This window comes from Clostridium sp. (assembly GCF_050717545.1).
In the GTDB taxonomy this organism is placed as follows: Bacteria; Bacillota; Clostridia; order Clostridiales; family Clostridiaceae; genus Clostridium_AD.
This window is the reverse complement of sequence record NZ_JBOITN010000029.1, coordinates 83460-103169: the sequence shown is the minus strand read 5'-3', so window position 1 is coordinate 103169 and position 19710 is coordinate 83460. Positions and strand designations below refer to the sequence as shown.

At 31.7% G+C, this 19710-nt stretch carries 19 protein-coding genes; 1 reads left to right on the top strand and 18 read right to left on the bottom strand.

Annotation, left to right across the window (positions count from 1 at the left end):
• Positions 1–123: 123 nt before the first annotated feature.
• Positions 124–579 (top strand): peptide-methionine (R)-S-oxide reductase MsrB, encoded by a 456-nt coding sequence (msrB, locus tag ACREVX_RS07625; protein ID WP_431543575.1) that lies wholly within the window; start codon positions 124–126, stop codon positions 577–579.
• A gap of 14 nt (positions 580–593) precedes the next feature.
• On the opposite strand, the gene ACREVX_RS07620 is transcribed toward msrB, so the two are convergent.
• The 18 genes from ACREVX_RS07620 to ACREVX_RS07535 all read right to left on the bottom strand — a co-directional run bounded on the left by ACREVX_RS07620 (position 594) and on the right by ACREVX_RS07535 (position 19614).
• Entirely contained in the window at positions 594–1553 is a 960-nt protein-coding gene (locus ACREVX_RS07620; RefSeq protein WP_431543574.1) for a carbohydrate kinase family protein, read from the bottom strand.
• A gap of 229 nt (positions 1554–1782) precedes the next feature.
• Positions 1783–3306, bottom strand: coding sequence for a hypothetical protein (locus ACREVX_RS07615; protein WP_431543573.1), 1524 nt, complete (start codon positions 3304–3306; stop codon positions 1783–1785).
• Positions 3307–3522: 216 nt separating this feature from the next.
• A complete protein-coding gene (locus ACREVX_RS07610) occupies positions 3523–4227 on the bottom strand; it encodes an ABC transporter ATP-binding protein (protein WP_431543572.1) in 705 nt (234 codons plus the stop codon).
• Positions 4220–4993 (bottom strand): ABC transporter ATP-binding protein, encoded by a 774-nt coding sequence (locus ACREVX_RS07605; RefSeq protein WP_431543571.1) that lies wholly within the window; start codon positions 4991–4993, stop codon positions 4220–4222. The genes ACREVX_RS07610 and ACREVX_RS07605 overlap by 8 nt, the downstream gene beginning before the upstream one ends.
• Positions 4993–5937, bottom strand: coding sequence for a branched-chain amino acid ABC transporter permease (locus tag ACREVX_RS07600; RefSeq protein ID WP_431543570.1), 945 nt, complete (start codon positions 5935–5937; stop codon positions 4993–4995). Before ACREVX_RS07600 ends, ACREVX_RS07605 begins: the two co-directional genes overlap by 1 nt.
• 10 nt (positions 5938–5947) lie before the next feature.
• Positions 5948–6826 (bottom strand): branched-chain amino acid ABC transporter permease, encoded by an 879-nt coding sequence (locus tag ACREVX_RS07595; protein WP_431543569.1) that lies wholly within the window; start codon positions 6824–6826, stop codon positions 5948–5950.
• A gap of 90 nt (positions 6827–6916) precedes the next feature.
• Positions 6917–8062 (bottom strand): ABC transporter substrate-binding protein, encoded by a 1146-nt coding sequence (locus tag ACREVX_RS07590; protein WP_431543568.1) that lies wholly within the window; start codon positions 8060–8062, stop codon positions 6917–6919.
• 407 nt (positions 8063–8469) lie between these two features.
• Positions 8470–9195, bottom strand: coding sequence for a YybI family spore inner coat protein (locus ACREVX_RS07585; protein ID WP_431543567.1), 726 nt, complete (start codon positions 9193–9195; stop codon positions 8470–8472).
• Between the two features lie 207 nt (positions 9196–9402).
• A complete protein-coding gene (locus ACREVX_RS07580; protein ID WP_431543566.1) occupies positions 9403–10302 on the bottom strand; it encodes a glycine betaine ABC transporter substrate-binding protein in 900 nt (299 codons plus the stop codon).
• A gap of 76 nt (positions 10303–10378) precedes the next feature.
• The gene (locus tag ACREVX_RS07575; RefSeq protein ID WP_431543565.1) at positions 10379–11221 is read right to left on the bottom strand and encodes an ABC transporter permease; all 843 of its coding nucleotides are present in this window, start codon (positions 11219–11221) and stop codon (positions 10379–10381) included.
• Positions 11190–12407, bottom strand: coding sequence for a quaternary amine ABC transporter ATP-binding protein (locus ACREVX_RS07570; protein ID WP_431543564.1), 1218 nt, complete (start codon positions 12405–12407; stop codon positions 11190–11192). The genes ACREVX_RS07575 and ACREVX_RS07570 overlap by 32 nt, the downstream gene beginning before the upstream one ends.
• Before the next feature lie 289 nt (positions 12408–12696).
• Positions 12697–13245, bottom strand: a complete 549-nt coding sequence (locus ACREVX_RS07565; RefSeq protein WP_431543563.1) for a ParB N-terminal domain-containing protein — start codon at positions 13243–13245, stop codon at positions 12697–12699.
• Between the two features lie 81 nt (positions 13246–13326).
• Positions 13327–13497, bottom strand: coding sequence for a hypothetical protein (locus ACREVX_RS07560; RefSeq protein ID WP_431543562.1), 171 nt, complete (start codon positions 13495–13497; stop codon positions 13327–13329).
• A gap of 133 nt (positions 13498–13630) precedes the next feature.
• Positions 13631–14761: a Ger(x)C family spore germination protein gene (locus ACREVX_RS07555; RefSeq protein ID WP_431543561.1), complete on the bottom strand. Its 1131-nt coding sequence runs from the start codon at positions 14759–14761 to the stop codon at positions 13631–13633.
• Positions 14754–15842, bottom strand: coding sequence for a GerAB/ArcD/ProY family transporter (locus ACREVX_RS07550; protein WP_431543560.1), 1089 nt, complete (start codon positions 15840–15842; stop codon positions 14754–14756). Before ACREVX_RS07550 ends, ACREVX_RS07555 begins: the two co-directional genes overlap by 8 nt.
• Position 15843: 1 nt before the next feature.
• Complete coding sequence (locus tag ACREVX_RS07545; protein WP_431543559.1) at positions 15844–17313, bottom strand: spore germination protein; 1470 nt, start codon at positions 17311–17313, stop codon at positions 15844–15846.
• Positions 17314–17511: 198 nt separating this feature from the next.
• Positions 17512–18654: a glycerate kinase family protein gene (locus ACREVX_RS07540; protein ID WP_431543558.1), complete on the bottom strand. Its 1143-nt coding sequence runs from the start codon at positions 18652–18654 to the stop codon at positions 17512–17514.
• Positions 18655–18702: 48 nt separating this feature from the next.
• Positions 18703–19614, bottom strand: a complete 912-nt coding sequence (locus tag ACREVX_RS07535; RefSeq protein ID WP_431543557.1) for a sugar phosphate isomerase/epimerase family protein — start codon at positions 19612–19614, stop codon at positions 18703–18705.
• Between the last annotated feature and the right edge of the window lie 96 nt (positions 19615–19710).

The window sequence follows — 19710 nt, the reverse complement described above, 5'->3', positions numbered from 1 at the left end:
TTTTATTAGCATATTTGTCCTATTATTTACGATATTTTTAGTATATAATACTTATAAATTGAAATAATAAAGTGTAGCCTTAAACTACAAATAGAATAAATTTCTTTATAAGGAGGTATTATTGTGAAAAAAAATTTTTATACTAAAAGAAGTAAAGAGGATCTAAAAAAGGTACTCACGAAGGTTCAGTTTGAAACAACTCAGGAAAATGGAACTGAAAGATCGTTTGAGAATGAGTTCTGGGATAATAAAGCAGAGGGACTTTATGTAGATATTAATAGCGGAGAGCCTTTGTTTACATCAATTAATAAATTTGACTCAGGTTGTGGCTGGCCTAGCTTTACGAAACCTGTGGAAGATGAGAATGTGAAAGAAAATAAAGACTTAACTCATGGAATGCTTAGAACTGAAGTTAGAAGTAAGTATGGCGATAGTCATTTGGGACATTTATTCAGTGATGGTCCCAGAGCTGAGGGAGGACTTAGGTATTGCATAAATAGCGCTGCATTAAAATTTATACCCGTTGATAAACTTGAGAATGAGGGATACGAAGACTACCTAAAATTGTTCAAAAAATAAGGGAATGAATATTTTCATTCCCTTTCTTTTATATCTTCTATTAATGGCATTGAGCATATAGCTCCAAAATTCAAACATGTAATTGCTCCAACCTTATTTGCAAATTCAACGTAATTAGAAAGAGTATTAAAATTCAAATCCCTCTGATTTTTAGCTATTTGGCATAACATAGCACCAACAAATGCATCTCCAGCACCTGTGGAATCTACCTGTTTAATTTTCATTGAAGGTATTATTATTTTTTCCTCTTTTGTTGCAAGTAATGTACCTTTTGCTCCTAATGTTATGCATACAGTTTTAGCACCCATATTTAATATTTCATCTAAAGATTCTTCTAGATTTTCTTTTCCTGTTATAATGACTGCCTCTTCATCACTAAGTTTTACAAAATCTGATTTTTCTATAAATTTAATAGAATCCCTTGCAAATGACTTAGTATCGCTTATTAATGCATCTCTGTAATTAGGATCAAAGGAAATAAACATTTTATTCTCCACTGCATAATCTAATAACTCAAAATATGTTTTTCTTAATTTACCCTTTAAAAATCCTGTGGCAGAACCAAAATGCACAATATCATCTTTTTTTATCTTTATAAAATCTATATCATCAAAAGAATAATCAGCATCTGCTCCTCTAAAAAACTTAAAGTCTCTCTCACCATTTGAATCTATGGAAACAAAAGCTAATGTGGTATTTCCACCTTTTATAAGCATTGACGTATCCACATTTACTTCTTTAAGTGTATCTTCTAAAAAAACACCAAAAGAATCATTTCCCACTTTACCTAAAAAGTATGCATGACCTCCAAGCTTTGCAATTGATGCAGCAACGTTAGCTGGAGCTCCCCCAGCCTTCTTTTCAAAATTAGCGCCTACAGCTAAGCTTGTTCCTAAATCCTTGCATACAAAATCTATAAGAAGTTCCCCAATGCAGAATACCTTCTTAGAGACATTCCCTCTATTACCTTCCATATTTTAGCCTCCAATTTTATTTATATGCTATTCATATGTCCATGATTGGCCACCAAAGTTCCATTAGAGTTCATTAGACAGTCCTACATCTACCTAATCGCTCCATACATAAAAGCCTCTATCCGAATTATCTTTACCCTTTGATGCCTATACAGCACTCACGTTTATCCAATGTGTAACTTACTACTAAATCATCGTAGCCTTATTACAATAATACCTGCAAGTCCTTTTATTGAATATTAGCTTCTTTGCTATAAATATCATAATTAGGTGAATCTTCACCATATACCTTATCTAGTTTCCAATTATACCCGTTACCTTCATCATAAACAAGAAAATATAATGCTACAAAATACGCTTTTGTATTTTCGGTGTTTTTATCATCTTTATATGTAATATTACCATAAACATATTTAATGTTTTCAGAGCCTTCTTTGGATAACATTTTATCCACTTTAAATGTCTTTGCTTCCTTTGTTGTTATCTTATGGCTATTAGACCACCAAAACAGTAAATTACTCCCTTGAACTTCAGCATCTTCTATTGTAGATATAACTTTCTCTGCAGTTACATCGTTTATATCACCACTATTAACTGTAGTTTTTGATTCACTTAAAAATGACAACTTTTTAAGTGATATAGAAAAGGTATAATCATTTAAAAGCACTGAGTTAATCTCTCCTGCTGCATTTTGCCTACTAGATGTAACGTTTAATGTACCATTTTGTGCATCAAATTTTTTGCCAGTTATTTTAATACTTTTAGTGAATTTATAATTTACTAAAAAACCTTTTCCATCAAAAAATCTTGCATAAGACACCGTTTTTGAAAATCCTTGGTCTTTTATAATTTCAATAACCTTTTCGTCAGAAAAAGTTGGTGATATTCCTAGTACGAAATCATCCGTCCCATTTCTTTCAATAGTATCAATTCTCCAGGCTTCATTCTCAAAAACAAGATTACACTTAATCTTTCCTGTAGAAGATAAAAGTCCACTATCTACAGTCGTGTCAATCAAAATTTCTTCTTTTCCACTTTCTAGATTTGGCGTTTTTTCTGATATATCAATATTTTTAATGTCTGCACCACCTAATACCATAGGTGTATCCGAAATTGATATACTTAACTTCTTTAATTCAATTAAAAACTTTTTTTCATCCATCCCTACCACTGGTTTTAAGGTCATAAGTCTATCAAGCACAAGCTTACCACTTGATTTCCATTGATTTTTGCCTTCATATAAATATACTACAGACATTATAGTTTTTGCCTCTACGACTCCATTCTCTAGCGTTACTTCTAATTTTATACTGTCCTTGGTCTTATCTGTACTCCTACTTTGTACGGTGAATTTTTTTATGTTATCCTTGTCTATTTTTATGCTTGTCCCTTTAGGAAGTGTCACTACTTTGCCAAGCAAATCTTCTTTAATTCGAACATCAGAAACTGGTTTAACTATAAGAACAGTATATAAAAGCATTCCCCCTCCTATAACTCCAAGCAATACTATTAGAGGTATAATTACCTTCATTTTTATAAATGTCTTTTTAAAACTTTCTAAAAACTTATCTCTTTTGTACTTATTTATATCTTTTTTCGTTATCACTGGCATATCTTGCGTAAATTGAGCTTTTTTATTAGCATTTTGTTCATCCTCTAAATTTATTTTTCCTTCTATTTTCTCTCCACAATATGGACAAAATTTTAATCCGTTAATATTAATAAATTCATTATTACAGCTGTTGCAAATCATAGGTTCCCTCCAAAATTTATGTAACTATATAAAATAAACAATATGTCGCACATCTACTATATTATAGCCTGTTTAAATACTATATACAATTATATTCTAGTTACTGACTATGTCTTATGTTATTAATAAACAAAAATCTTTAAATCCGCACAAATAACTCACCCGAATATAGGAGTGAGTAAATGTGTAATACCATAAATCTTAACCAGTAAATTCTTAATCACCAAGATATGCATTTCTTACAGAATCATTAGATAATAACTCCTTAGCAGTACCTTCTAAAATTATTTTTCCAGTTTCTAGAACATATGCTTTATTAGCAATTGAAAGTGCCATATGAGCATTTTGTTCTACAAGTAAAATCGTAGTTCCTGACTTATTAATTTCTTTTATTATAGAAAATATATCTCTTACCACAAGTGGTGCAAGTCCCATAGATGGCTCATCTAACAATAAAATTCTCGGTCTTACCATAAGTGCTCTTCCCATTGCGAGCATTTGCTGTTCTCCACCACTTAATGTACCCGCCATCTGTTTTAATCTTTCTTTGAGCCTTGGGAATTTGTCAAATACCATTTCATAATCCTTTGCTATATTCTGCTTATCATTTCTAATATAAGCTCCTAGTTCAAGATTTTCCATAACTGACATGTTTGCAAATATTCTTCTTCCTTCAGGCACATGCGCAATCCCAAGCTTTGAAAGTTTATATGCAGGAGTGCTGTGAATCGGCTTATCCTCAAACAATACACTTCCTGATTTTATTGGAATAAGACCAGAAATAGCTCTTAAGATGGAAGTTTTACCAGCTCCATTAGCACCTATAAGTGTAACTATTTCTCCAGCTTTTACGTTTATACTAATATCATGCAATGCGTGTATTGCACCATAATTTACATTTAACCCTTCTATTTTAAGCATCTGCTACCTCCTCTCCAAGGTACGCCTCAATTACCTTAGGGTTATTCTTTATTTCATCTGGAGTTCCCTCTGCAATTACCTTACCATAATCTACTACTACTATTCGCTCGCAAACTCCCATAACTAGTTTCATATCGTGTTCAATTAGTAATATAGCTATTTTAAATTCATCTCTTACCCAGTTTATAAGCTCCATTAATTCATGAGTCTCTTGTGGATTCATACCCGCTGCAGGTTCATCTAGCAGTAATAACTTAGGTTCTGCAGCTAGTGCCCTTGCAATTTCAAGTCTTCGTTGCTCTCCATAAGGCAAATTACATGCAAGTTCGTCCCTTTTACAATCAAGATTAAACACTTTGAGGATCTTAAGTGCTCTGGCTTCAATTTCGACTTCCTCTTTATTAAACTTTGGAAGTCTAAATATGGCATGAAATAAACTATATTTTACATTATAATTAAAAGATATTTTGACATTATCTAAGACTGTCAAATTCTTAAATAACCTTATATTCTGAAAAGTCCTAGCAATCCTTTTTTTAGTAATCTCATATGGTTTTATTCCTTGTATAAATTCTCCATTGAATTCTATATTCCCGGATGTAGGGGAATAAACTCCTGTTAACATATTAAATATTGTAGTCTTTCCAGCTCCATTAGGTCCAATTAAACCTACAAGATCATGATCACTCATGTTAAGTGAAAAATCAGAAACAGCTGTAAGTCCACCAAACTTTATTGTAAGTTTATCTACTTTTAGTAGTGACATTATTTATCACTCCCTTTTGAATATCTATTGAACACCTTCATAGATATTTCCTTTGTCCCCATTAAACCTTGGGGCCTAAATCTCATAATAACGATAAGCGCTAGTGGATATATAATCATCCTATAATCGTTTAAGAATCTTAAAGCTTCTGGAAGAATTGTAAGTATCCCTGTTGAAATAACGCTACCAGTAAGGCTTCCCATACCACCCATAACTACATAGGTTACAAGCTCTACTGATTTCAAGAAATTAAACTGTTCTGGTTTAATATACATTAGGTAATGAGAAAATAGTCCACCTGCAATGCCTGCAAAAAAAGAGCCAGTAACAAAAGCCATAATTTTATATTTTGTAGTATTAATTCCCATAGCTTCTGCTGCTATTTCATCTTCACGAACCGACATCATAGCTCTTCCTTGAGATGAACGCCCTATGTTATAGATTATTAAAATTGTAAATACCATTATAAAAAATACCCATGCAAAATTCGTTTTAGGAGGTATTCCAGAGAGTCCACGTCCACCTCCAAGTGCATCTATATTAGTAATAACTACTCTAATTATCTCTCCAAATCCTAATGTTGTAATTGCAAGATAATCACCCTTGAGCCTCAAAGTAGGAAGCCCAATTAAAAATCCAATTCCACCGGCAATTATTCCGCCCATAAGTAGGGCAATAAAAAACGGTGCATTTATTTCCATTGTAAACATTGCAGCAGCATAAGCTCCTATGGACATAAAACCTGCATGTCCTAGCGTAAGTTGGCCTGTAACTCCAATAATTAGGTTTAAACTTACAGCAAGAATAACATTGATACAAATTAAAATTACTATTCTTGAATAATACATATTGAGTATTTCAATCTCCATTAAAATAGTTAAAATAACAAATAATATAATCGAACTAACAAGTAATATAATAGTATTTCTAAACTCTTTTTTCACGTTTCATCACCTACACTTTCTCTCTGGTTTTCTTACCAAGTAGACCAGAAGGTTTTACAATCAAAATAATAATAAGAATCGAAAATGCGATTGCATCTGAGTAACTAGATGATATATAAACCTTACTAAAGGTCTCAACTACTCCCAGGATTAATCCTCCCCATAGAGCACCTGGAATTATGCCAATTCCACCTAGTACTGCTGCTACAAAGGCTTTGAGTCCTGGCATTATTCCCATATAAGGATCAATACTGGAATATAAAATTCCAAATAGAACTCCCGCTGCTCCTGCAAGGGCAGATCCAATTGCAAATGTTACAGAAATAATATAATTTACGTTAATGCCCATAAGAGCCGCCGCATCCTTATCAAAAGAAGCTGCTCTCATTGCTTTACCTGTTTTGGTTTTAAAAACTATATATTGTAGTATTATTACAAGTAAAATAGATATTGCTATAATAATAATTTGACGATTATCAATACTTAAACCAGCAAAATGAAGTACCTTTTGTGGCAAAAGTGTATCTGGATATGTTTGCGGATCAGAAGTCATCTTTAACCTAACTACATTTTGAAGCATTACAGACATTGCAATTGCAGTTATTAAAATAGATAATTTCGGTGAATTTCTTAACGGCTTGTACGCTACCTTTTCAACAATTACACCTGCAAGCGATGCTCCGACCATAGCAACTAATAGGGTAGGGACGAAAGTTAAATGTAGACTTGTTGCTGCGAAAAATCCAAAATATGCTCCAACCATGAAAATTTCGCCATGAGCAAAATTTATAAGGCCAATAATTCCATAAACCATTGTGTAACCTATTGCAATTAATGCATAAACAAAACCAAGTGATATGCCGTTAATCCCTTGTTGTAAAAATTCCATTTGCCTTCCTCCATTTCATAGTATTATAAATATATATGCAGGCACACTTCATCTTTTAACCCTAGTGAAGTATGCCTGCATCTTCTTATATTAAGGAATAAGTTTCTTTACAAAATTAAATTTACTGTTTTCGACTTTTAGTATTACGGCTCCTTTAATTGCATCTCTATTCGCATCGAAAGTTACCTTACCAGAAACTACTTCAATGTTAGTTTTTGCAAGTGCCGCTATAATACTTGGTCCATCTGTTTTTCCAGAAGTTTTTATAGCTTCAACCATTATTTTTGCAGCATCATAATTTAGAACTGCCATAGCGTCTGCATCTAAGCTATATTTTGCTTTGTATTCTTCTCTAAAAGCTACCGCAAGTGATGCTGTATCCTCTGCTGAGTAATGGTCAGATAAATAACATCCCTCAACTGCATCTCCACCAACCTTAAATAAATCAGCTGAATCCCAACCATCTCCACCTAGTAATGGAACTTTTATATCAATAGCTCTTGCTTGTTTTGCTATATTACCAACTGTTGAATAATAATCAGGAAGTAATATTACATCTGGGTTTGTTGGTTTTATTTTTGTAAGCTGTGCTTTAAAATCCTTATCGTTTGTAGCATAAGTCTCTTTTGCAACTATTTTTCCACCTGCAGCTACAAATGCCTTTTCAAAGAACTCTGCTAAGCCTTTAGAATAATCATTACCATTATCATATAAAATCGCAGCAGTTTTTGCTTTTAAATCTTCAGATGCAAATTTAGCTACAACAGTTCCTTGGAAAGGATCTATAAAGCAAGCTCTATAAACATATTCTCCACCCTTTGTAGTAACATCTGGGTTTGTTCCTGTACCTGTTATCATTGGTATTTGATTTTGAGTAGCTATTGGTCCTAGTGCTATAGCAGACCCACTTGTTAATGGACCAACTATAGCAACAACCTTGTCATTACTTATAAGTTTTGTACCAACCGTTGTTGCAACATCTGGTTTACCTTCATCATCTTCGAAAATAAATTCAACTTTTCTTCCATTAATTCCGCTTGCTTTGTTTACTTGATCTTCTAATAATTTTATACCATTTTGACCTGATTTACCAAAAGATGAAACCGAACCAGTAAGTGGTAATACAACTCCAATTTTAATATTTCCAGTAGTATCTGCTTCTTTAGCTCCGCATCCTGCAAATATTCCTACAATCATAACAGTACATATTAATAATAACATTTTCTTTTTGTACATTTAATAACCCCCCCTAATTTTTTTCTTAATTACTTTATTTTATATAATTTAATGAAATTTCCCACTTTTAAAATGCCAATTGCTGTAGATCTTGTTATTTTAAAAAAATATATAATTACTTAACTTATTAAATAATATGATATTTTTATATTATATTAAGCGAAAGATAAATTAATAACTCTTTACTCAATTATTAAATAATAATTATCAAGGAATAATGATTTTAAAATAGTTATTACAAAAATGAGACTGTAATTAAATCTATTACAGTCTCATTTTATATTGTTATCATAATACAATTTTTAAAAAATGTACTTTTTTATAATCATAGCTTTTTGCATTGTGAAACAAAATTTGTACAACACCCTCCATTGCCGTTAACAAATTCAAAACATTTGTATTATTACCTATTTCTGTGATCCAAAAATAGCTACATTCTGATTATCCAAACCAAAAACATTATCTTTCCACTTTAATGTGTTCAATACATACCCTAGTGAATCTGCATTATATCTTCCTGCTATTTTCTGATATGCTAATAGTTCATATACTTTATCTGAATCAAAATCAACAGGATATAAACCGCTTAAGGGATTTATAAACCCATTAATCGAATTTCTAAGTTTACCATTCTCATAGTATATTTCATTTAGATAATCTATTTCTCTATTAGATATATCTATAATATATTCATTATTATTTTCGTAACTAACAACTTGCACCTTATAGTTGTCTTTATAAGCAACGTTATATTTATATTCTTCATTGTATACATTATAATCAAATATTAATTTTGCCACGTTATTAATAAACGAATAAATATAGTAATACATAATTCCACCACTACCGCCTGTGTTTATACCTATCAAAATATCATCTACATGATTTCCTGTAAAATCCCCCAAAAATAAGGTCGGGTTGTATCCTGCATTTTCACTAAGAGATATACTCGTAAACTCACCATTTTTCCCATCTTGAATTACAAGCGTAATGTTTTGAATAAATGGACTTTCAACTGTAAGCGAACCCGTTAAATATACATTATCGGCTATTCTATCACCATTTACATCCCCTATGGCATAAGATACAATGCTGGGTTTTATAATATTAGATCTATTATAACAATTATACATAGCAGCTCCTCTTAATTATTAGCTTTATGTAATATCCTATGCTATAAATTTAAAACTGCTCCAATTTTTATGATTTTAATAAAAACAAGAATAGTAAAATAACTATATATTAAATTAATGATATCTCAAAATATAGAATATTATAAATCAAAAAACAAAAATAGGCCTTATAAAAGCCTATTTTTGTTTATATTTTATAATTATAATCTATTTTACTAACTCTTCTATTGAATCAATATCCATATATGTTGGAACAACTAAACCTATTTTAGCTCCTTCTAGGTTTGGTCCTAAATTTTCAACTTTATCTTTGTAATCAGTCATATATTTAGCATGTGTTCCTGGTAGCCAAGCTGCAACAATAGCATCTGCATCTCCACTAGCTACTGCAGCCCACATTGGTCCTGCATCTACTTGTGTAAGTTTAACTTTGTATCCCATATCTTCAAGTGCTAATCCAATTACATTAGTAGATGCAATTTCTGTATCCCAAGCAACATATGCAAGTTTGATTTCCTCGCCATCTACTTTCTTTGTACCTTTTGTCCATTTACTTACAGTATCTTTATTGTCAGTAATCCATTGTGTTGCAATTTCCTTTGCATCTCCACCAGCGTTAATTTTAAGCATAACAGCTTCAGAATCTGAAGGCTCCCAAGCAAATTGATCTAATATCTTATATGCATTTGGTTTATCTTCTTTTAAGCCTTTGCGTACAACTGTGTCTATATGTTCAGCATCTCCAAAAGAACCTTTAGGGTCTTTTAGGTATTTTAAGTCATATTTGCTAAACATCCAGTGTGGTGACCAACCAGTAATTACAATTGGCTCTTTATTTTTATATGCATCTGCAAGTGCTTGTGTCATAGCAGCACCCGAACTAGTTTGTACAGTATAATCTAATTTATAGTCTTCAACAGCTTTTTCAGAAGCTTGAACTACGCCTGAACCCGCATCTATACCTGTAATTTTATAATCCATTTTCTCACCAATAGACGTGTCATCAGTCTTTGCTTCTTCAGCAGTCTTATTACTGCAGCCGACAAACGTTAGGGCTACAATACTAAAGGCTACCACACTAAGTTTTTTCCAATTGTTTTTAATCATAAATTTATTCCTCCTTATATTTTCAATGCAACATCACTCAAGATTTGAGTTAATTATATATACAAACTATTTAACTTTAAGAATCATTTCTTACATTCATTGCTTGAGTAATACGGTCTAGTATCATAGCCAATATAACAATAGCTAGGCCTGATGCGAATCCTTGACCAGCTTCGTTTCTTGTTACAGCTCTAAAAACTTCAACGCCCAATCCGTCAGCACCAATCATAGATGCAATAACAACCATAGAGAGCGATAACATAATTGTTTGGTTAACCCCTGCCATAATTGTATTTTTTGCAAGTGGAAGTTGAACCTTCATAAGTTTTTGAGTAGGAGTTGAACCGAATGCATTTGCTGCCTCTATTAATTCCTCTGAAACTTGGCGAATACCTAGATTAGTTAACCTTACCACTGGTGGCATTGCAAATATAACAGATGCTATAATTCCAGGTACCATTCCTATTCCAAAGAAAGAAACCGCTGGTATTAGATAAACAAATGCAGGCATAGTCTGCATAAAATCTAATATAGGCGTTATTATATTTTGAACTGTTGTATTTTTTGACATCCAAATTCCAAGAGGAATTCCGATCAAAATCGATATTGAACTAGATGTTAAAATTAATGAAAGCGTAAGCATTGTTTGTTCCCAATATCCAAGATTTTGTATTAACAATAACCCAATTAATGCAAATAATGCAAGGCCTATTTTTCTCTTAGTAATAAATATTGTTAATGCTACAATAATTATAATAAAAACTAGTGGAGGAATAGCTATTAATCCGTCACTTATACCAGTCACAACTGAATCTAATCCATCTTTAATTGGTTCAAAAAACCATTGTGCATTTTCCCTTAACCATTCTACAAGCATGTCAGCCCATTTAACTATTGGTATCTGTGGTATTTGTTTCATTAAGATTCACCTCTTTTCCTGCAAGAGCCGCTAGTACTGCGCCTCGAACTATAATTCCTTTTAATATTTTGTTTTCAACAACAGCTACAGGTACAGAAGAATTGTGTATTATTTCAAACAAATCATTTAATGATAAATCTGGAAGAACCACAGGTACATCAGTGATTATAACATCATGAATGTCTTTAATCCCATTTTTCACAGCTTCTGAAGCCGCTTCTGCAGTTACAACACCTAAAAACTCTCTATTTTTATTAATAACATAAATACTCGAAATTCCAGCCTGTTTCATACGTTGCAATGCAACCCTAGGGCCATGTTTTTCTATATCAATTGTTTCTGGGCGTTTCATAACATGTTGCGCAGAAAAAACCTTAGATCTATCTACATCTTCAACAAACTTTCTAACATACTCATCAGCAGGGTTTGTCATAATTTCTTCTGGCGTACCAACCTGAACAATCACGCCATCTTTCATTATTGCAATTTTGTCACCTATTTTAAGTGCTTCATCTAAATCGTGAGTTATAAAAAGAATTGTTTTATGCATAGCCGCTTGTAAATCTATAAGTTGATCTTGCATTTCTTTACGAATTAGTGGATCTAAAGCTGAAAAAGCTTCATCCATTAATAAGATATCTGGATCATTAGCTAAAGCTCTTGCAAGTCCTACTCTTTGTTTCATTCCTCCAGATAATTGACTAGGATATTGATCTTCATACCCTACTAGTCCGACAAGCTGTAATGATTCAAGAGCTTTTTTGGCAATTTCCTTTTTGTCCATTCCTTGTACTTCTAACCCATATCCTGCATTCTCTAGTATTGTGCGATGTGGGAATAATCCAAACCCTTGGAAAACCATACTTAGTTTCTTACGTCTTGTCTTCCTTAATTTATGTTTATCCATTTTCGCTAAATCTTCACCGTCAACTAATACACTACCAGCATTTGGTTCAATTAGACGATTAATTAATCTAACAAGGGTGGATTTACCACTCCCTGATAACCCCATAATTACAAAAATTTCTCCTGAATTTACTTCAAATGATACTCTGTTCACACCAACAGTCATTCCTGTCTCTTTCAAAATCTCTGGTTTTGTTTTTCCTTCTTGTAAAAGTTTTATACCTTGTTTAGGATTTTTTCCAAAAATTTTAGTCAATCCTTTAACTTCAATTTTTAACATTTATTCACCTCATTAATTATTTCATTTATGTACAAACCGTAAACTCATATATTTAAATTTAAGCTTTATCTTTACATCATACTAGACTTCGACAATAAAATCAACCTTACAACAAAAATACAACCAATTTATTGCAAATATACTATATTACGCTTATTAATGCTAATATTTTTCAAAACAATTAAAAACATACACTTATATCTTATAATAATAACAAACATCATTTATAATTTCACACTTTTTTCTCATAATTAATCTCACTTTGATCTTGCTTATTAAATAATTTTATTTAATTATCCTCATATGAAACTGGAACATTATTTAATCCAAGTTCTAGTGCTGCTGCATACTCATCATGCCCTGACACAATTACAAGACTATCTCTTTTAATAACAATAGGTTTGTTAAACTTATTGTTGTTTTTCATGTAGTTTATTGCTTTATTCTTCGAACGCTTTATTGACATATCTTCATTTTCATTTACTAACTTTGAAATATCCATTATTATATCAGTTCCAGTTGGCATTTCACAATTTAAATCTATTTGACCATTCTCATCCTTTATCAAATTAAATATTTTAATTGATGTTGCTTCCACTGAAATAAATGGTGTCCCTTTACTGTTTACACATGCTTTAAGCTCACCTTTAATTACAAAATAATTTGCATCCTTCATACCTACTACCGCATCTCTCCAATAATCTTTTTTTACAATCACTCTATAAACAGATTCTTTTTCATCGTAAGTTCCTATTTTAAATAGTAACTTAACATCTCCACTTTCTAACCTATTTGTTTTCACCGGTAATCCCTTAATTATAATTTCGCTTTTATTCATACTTAAACTCTCCTTTTATTTTATATGTTTTTAGAAATAACTATCATACAAGTTAACTACTTTTTAGCGCTGCCTTACCTTTTAATTTTCAAAAATAAAACACCAAGAAAGTGGTACATCTTTCTTGGTGTTTTTAATTAAATTATGATTTAATTCAATATTAATTTTCATGTTAGCAATTATACGTGGTCCTACATTAGGTGTGTTCATATATTTTTCTATTATAGAAATTTTATCATTATAAGCTAACATAGACTTCACCTCACTCATTAATTTAAAACAAACATTTACAGTTCATAATTATTTTATGTAAATTATTTATTATAATTGTATTATATCATTCTAGACATGAAATTACAATTTTACTCTGTAGACATAAATCACACTATTGTATATCTCCATATTCTATCAAATTAAATTTAACATGGGCGGTTATTGTTGCCTCTTTATATGACTTATGCCAATCTACTTTTTCAAAGTATCTGTTATTCTTTCCTCTTACCATATCTCCTATACCTATAGGATCACTTCCCACTTTTTGCATGTAACCAATTAATTTTTGACAGTCTTGTTGTATTTGCTGCTGTACATGATCATTTAATTTTTTAACTTCTTTTTCATCATTTAAATTATCCCATTTATATTCATCAGCATATCCAGAAAAGTCTAAGTAAATATCTACTATAGGTTTATTATCTTGAATGGAAATTTTTATTTTGTTACTGTTTTGAATAAGCATAATAGCTGAGCTTCGTCTCTCGCTATAAATTCCTCCATCTTCAGAAGGAATACTAGCATTATACGTAAATTTCTTATTTTTTAAAGTTTTCATCATTGCCATTAAAAGCCCATTATCTTGTACATTTATAGTTCCAACCATTTTTTCACTTGAAAATAAGACTGACCCATTAACCTCAACAGATTTATCAGTAATTTTAATTAGAGGACATATATTATCAATACCTGGTGCCATACTTAGTAAATCATAACTAAAAACTCTTGTTTCAATTGTGCTTGCAGTACTAACTGCTCGTTCAAGAAGATCATTCAAATATACAGATGCTCTAGGTTTATCCTTAAGATTCTCTTCTGCTTGGTGTATTAGATCTCTAGGACTCCCATCAACAACAACTACCCAGGCAAGTATTGGATTTGATGGATCCCTTTCAAATATTGTATTAATACCAGCTATACGACCCTCTCCAGCAATTTGTTTAGAGTATAAAACTAGTTGAATTTTACCTGCTAGCATCCCCTTTGATGAAGTTCTGTTTAGTTTGTCTCTAGCTATCCTTGTTAAATTTGCCTGAGTATCAAGTACTTCTGATCTAATAGCAGTGTCTGAATCAACTATAGGCACAGAATAGGTAAGTCTTAAATTTCCTTGAGGTGCTGTTTCTATACCTACTATTGTTATAAACCCAACTTTCTCTACTAGTACTTGATCCCAACATCCACAAAGTATAAAAGGAATAGCAATTAATAGTATAGTTAATTTTATTACCCTTTTATACAAGTGGCTTCACTCCCCTTTTTCTTATGAAAGAAAATACATAACTTATAATCATAAATACTGAAAATACAGTTCCTGATAATAACATAACATTACTGTACTTATTAATTTGTGACAGGCTTTTGGGTACATTACTTAGTAATATCGTTATTGCCGTAAACACAAATAGATATATACCTTTTTTCTTTAGCTTTAGTAGTTTATTTATACTATAATATGTTACACAAAAGTATCCTCTAATAGTCATCTCTATTACTGGTAGCCACATAGCTATAAATAGTATATCCATTCTCTCAATTATTGGTGCTCTATATGACCTTGCCAGTGTGATTGTTGGATACATACTTTTTTTTAAAATCTCTTCTCCAAAAAAAGATGTGACAACTAAAACAAGAAGGATACAAAACATTGTGGTAATTAAATTTGCACCTATAGCATATTTCATAGCCTTTTTTTTGTTTGTAATTTCTGGATATATAACTGAAATTACTTCATACCCTAGGAATGAAAACACGCAGGGACTAAAACTATCTTTTATACCTTTTATACCACTTTGAGCAATTGGCATTAAAAAGTTAAATCTCAAGTCTTTAAATACAAGGAAAAACAAAAGACATCCAAAAGTTAGAGAAAGATATATCGTAATTGAGAATCTTGCTACATATTTTATTCCGTACCACGCTAAGTAGTAAGTTGGTATTATAGTAAAAATGCATAATATTAATGTGGGAGTTGCTCTTAATAGATGAATATTTATTACATTTGTATAACTTCTTAAAATTAAGCATGTGCTGTACCATAAATATAAAACTATAAAAAAATTTAAAAATCCAGCTAAGTACTTTCCATATAATAACTTATTTATTTCGTATATTGATTTATTGTTATATCTATTCATAAGCTTTACAATTATTGAAATCACAGCAGTTATTATTATTCCATATATAAGTAATGAAATCCAACCATCATGGCCGCTAGCTCTAGCTAATTCAGCAGGCATAGTTAGAACTCCTGCACCTATTTGAATCGATACAATAAATCCCATTAATTGGCCAGATGTAATCTGATTTTGCCTACTATCCATTTTAATTACCTCTTTCCTTATCCTTAGGTTTGGCTATATCTGGCCTTTTCTTTAAATATTTGATTGGAGCCCTAATATATGTATCCTTTAAATCAGCAAACTTAAAAGGTGCTAGAGGCTGAAAATAAGGTTCTCCTAGGGAATCTAATACTATTAAGTGTGCTACTAAGGTTACCATTGGAATTACTACTCCCAGAATACCAAATATTGCTGAGCATATCATAACGATATATTTAACAAGTCTAATAGAAATTCCCAAATCATAAGTAGGCATAGTAAACCCTGATATTGCAGAAGCGGCAATTACTATTACCATTAGATCACTTACAACGCCTGCTTGTATAGCTGTTTGACCTATTACAAGTCCTCCAACTATACTTACAGAGGATGTGATAAAAGATGGAAGTCTAATTGAAGCTTCCCTTACAGTCTCTATCATAAATTCTATCAAAAACGCTTCTATAACTGGAGGAAAAGGTACCTTTGCTCTTGATTGCGCAAGTTGCACTAATAAAGGCAATGGTATCATGTAATAATGATAACTAAGTAATGCAATATATATGCCCGGAAGAAATAATGCTGTTACTAATCCTACCGTTCGAAGTAAACGAAGATAACTTGCTCCCACCCAATGAGTAGAATAATCTTCTGGTGCTTGAGTAAATGCGTGAAAAGTTACTGGTGCTATCATTACAAATGAAGTTTCTTGAAGCATTATTACAAATTTGCCTTCAAGTAATCCCGCTATTGCTTTGTCCGGTCTTTCTGTTGAAAGGTATTGAGGAAAAATAGAATTTGGATGGTCCGTTATAATTTGTTCTAGATATCCAATTGCTATTAAACTGTCAGTATTTATATTATTTATTTTGTCAGAAATAATTTGTAATATGTTAGGACTCGCCACATTATCAAGGTATGCTACAGAAATTGTTTGATGTGACATGCTTCCAACAGTAAAATCCTTAAATTTTAGATTGGGAGTTTTTAATTTTCGCCTAATAGTGGATATATTAGTAGCCACGTCCTCAATAAAACCATCATGGGCTCCTCTTATACTCTTTTCACCGTCTGGCTCTTTTATACTTCTTTTTTCATATTTTTTTAGTGTACATGAAATTGCACAATTTAATCCGTCGCATATAAAGACTGTGTTTCCTTCCATTATATCCATTATTATACTGTTAATTTCTAAAGGAAATGTTAGTCCTGCTATTGGAAGTTTATTAGAAAGATATTTTACCTCATCATCATCTAGTTTTTTTAAATCAAGTAAAGGCGTCATAAAATCCCTCTGAAAAAGGTCTATATCACACAACCCCTGAATAAAAAAGAAACAACCTTTATTTCCTGACTTCAAAATTACTTTCCGTCTTACAATATCAGGGCAATCTTTTAATGTTCCATCAATTATAGAAAAATTCTTCTCATAATCATTATATAGTTTTACATTTTCATTATTATCTTCAACCATTTCACATCACCATTATTAGCTTTCTCAATATATACAATATTATACGTAAATTTTGGTCTAGGATAGTTCAATAAAATACTAAAGGTGAATATACTAAAATGATTTTAAAAATCATTTTAGTATATTCACCTGCTTTTTACAATTATATATTTTTAGTTTAAAGATTACCTAGTGTTTCGTATTCCAAAATTTGAGTGATTACATTAAGTTCATTAATCTTATTACATTTTCAGCAGTTTTCTCCATATTTTCTTTCCCCATTACTAAAGCTTCTTCTAATGTGGTTAACTCTTTAATAATACTGAATATAGAGTCAATACCCTTGTCATATAATACCTCTATATCCTGTCCTATTCTTCCGGCAAATGCTATTACAGGTTTATTATATTTTTTAGCAACTATTGCTACCCCTAAAGGAGTTTTACCATATTGAGTTTGAAAATCTATACTTCCTTCCCCTGTCCAAACCATATCTGAAAGTTTTACTTTTTCCTCAAGCTTTGTATATTCAATAACCATTTCTATACCTTTTTTCAAATTACCATCTAAAAATGCCATAAGCCCTGCTCCAAGCCCACCAGCTGCTCCTGCACCAGGTACGTTTAGAATATCTTTACCTATTTGTGCTTTAACAATACTAGCATAATGCCTTAAATTAATATCTAATTCTTCTATCATTTGAGGAGTAGCTCCCTTTTGTGGACCAAATACATTTGAAGCCCCATTATCTCCACACAGTGGATTATCAACATCACAAGCCACTTCTACTCTGACATTCTTAAGTCTTGGGTCAAAATTAATTAAATCAATAGTCTCAAGCTTTCTTAATTCTCCACCGCCAAACCCAAGTTCATTCCCTTTCTTATCTATTAGTTTTCCACCTAAGGCCTGGATAACCCCTGCACCACCATCATTAGTTGAACTACCACCTATACCTATTAATAATTTTTTTACTCCATAATCTAAACAAGCTTTTATTAATTGACCAGTACCATAAGTTGTTGTTACACTCGGGTCCCTTTTTTCAATTGGCACTAAATGTATTCCACTGGCACTAGCCATTTCTAACATTCCCGTTTCACCATCGCCTAAAATAGCATAGAATGCCTTCACTTTATTTCCTAGTGGTCCAACTACATTTAATGAATATATGTTTCCACCTGTAGCATCCACTAGAGACTGCATTGTCCCTTCTCCACCATCAGCCATTGGAACGTGGATACAATTAATGTTTTTGTTTGCCTTCTTAATTCCGATTTCCATAGCTTCACATACTTCTTTTGCACTCATACTTTCTTTAAAAGAATCAGGTGCCAATAAAATAGTTAATTTTTTTTTCATAAATACTCCCCCCGAATATAATTATATTTTATAGCATAAGTATTATTTTTATACTCTTGACCATGCAAGATTCAACACTCTCTTCGCATTTGCCACAACTACATCAGGATTCTCATCTCCAAAGGGCTTAACTTCAAAGCTAACGATAGGTCTTTTTTCTTCACTCAAAAATCCTATATCCTTAAGTACTTTTAAGTATTCTACCATTTCATCAACATCGCATTCACCATTAGGAAATCCAAATCTTGGATGCTGGTCACCATAAGCTGGCAATGATGGATCCTTTGTAACACAATTACCCATATGTGCATGAAGTATATAATCCTTTACTGGAAGAATTGATTCTTCTATAGTTTCGTGAATTTGTGGAATATGGCTTAAGTCTACCATCAAACCAAAATTATCATATTCTTTTTTTATTTCCTCTGCATATCTTTTTGCTAGAGGTGCAGGTCCTATTAGAGACTTCTTATCTACATCATAATCGAACACTTCTAGAAGAACGTTTATGTTTCCTCTTTCTTTTGCATATTGACATAGTTCTTTTGTGGACTTTACTAAAGCCTCAAAAGCTTCTTCTATTCTATCTTCAGGGTATTTCCCACTGAGAAAAGCAAATCCTACTGCATTCATCTCATAAGCTTCATCGATACCTTCTTTAAGAGTTGCTAATGCCTTAAGTCGTCCTTCCTCATTTAAGTCATTTATATTTAATCCAGTTGTAAGAAGCCTTGGTTGTCCACCATAACCTACGGTAAGATAAGAAGTATCTAATATTTTCTTTGCTTTAGCTCGTACCAACCTGTCTTTTATCCATGAGATTTCAACAGCATCAAAATAATCATCTGTTGCTATTTTTGTAAGTGTCTCTTCAATAGGACCTTCTCCCTTTATGCAATTAGGATATGCCATGAAGTGAATTAACCCTACCCTCATATACTTGTGTATTGATTCAATCATACTTTTTCCCTCCTAATATTTTAATATACTACCTTTAATATACCACCTTTAGTATACTAAAAGTGGTATATTATTTTTTTCTACTTATTTTATCTG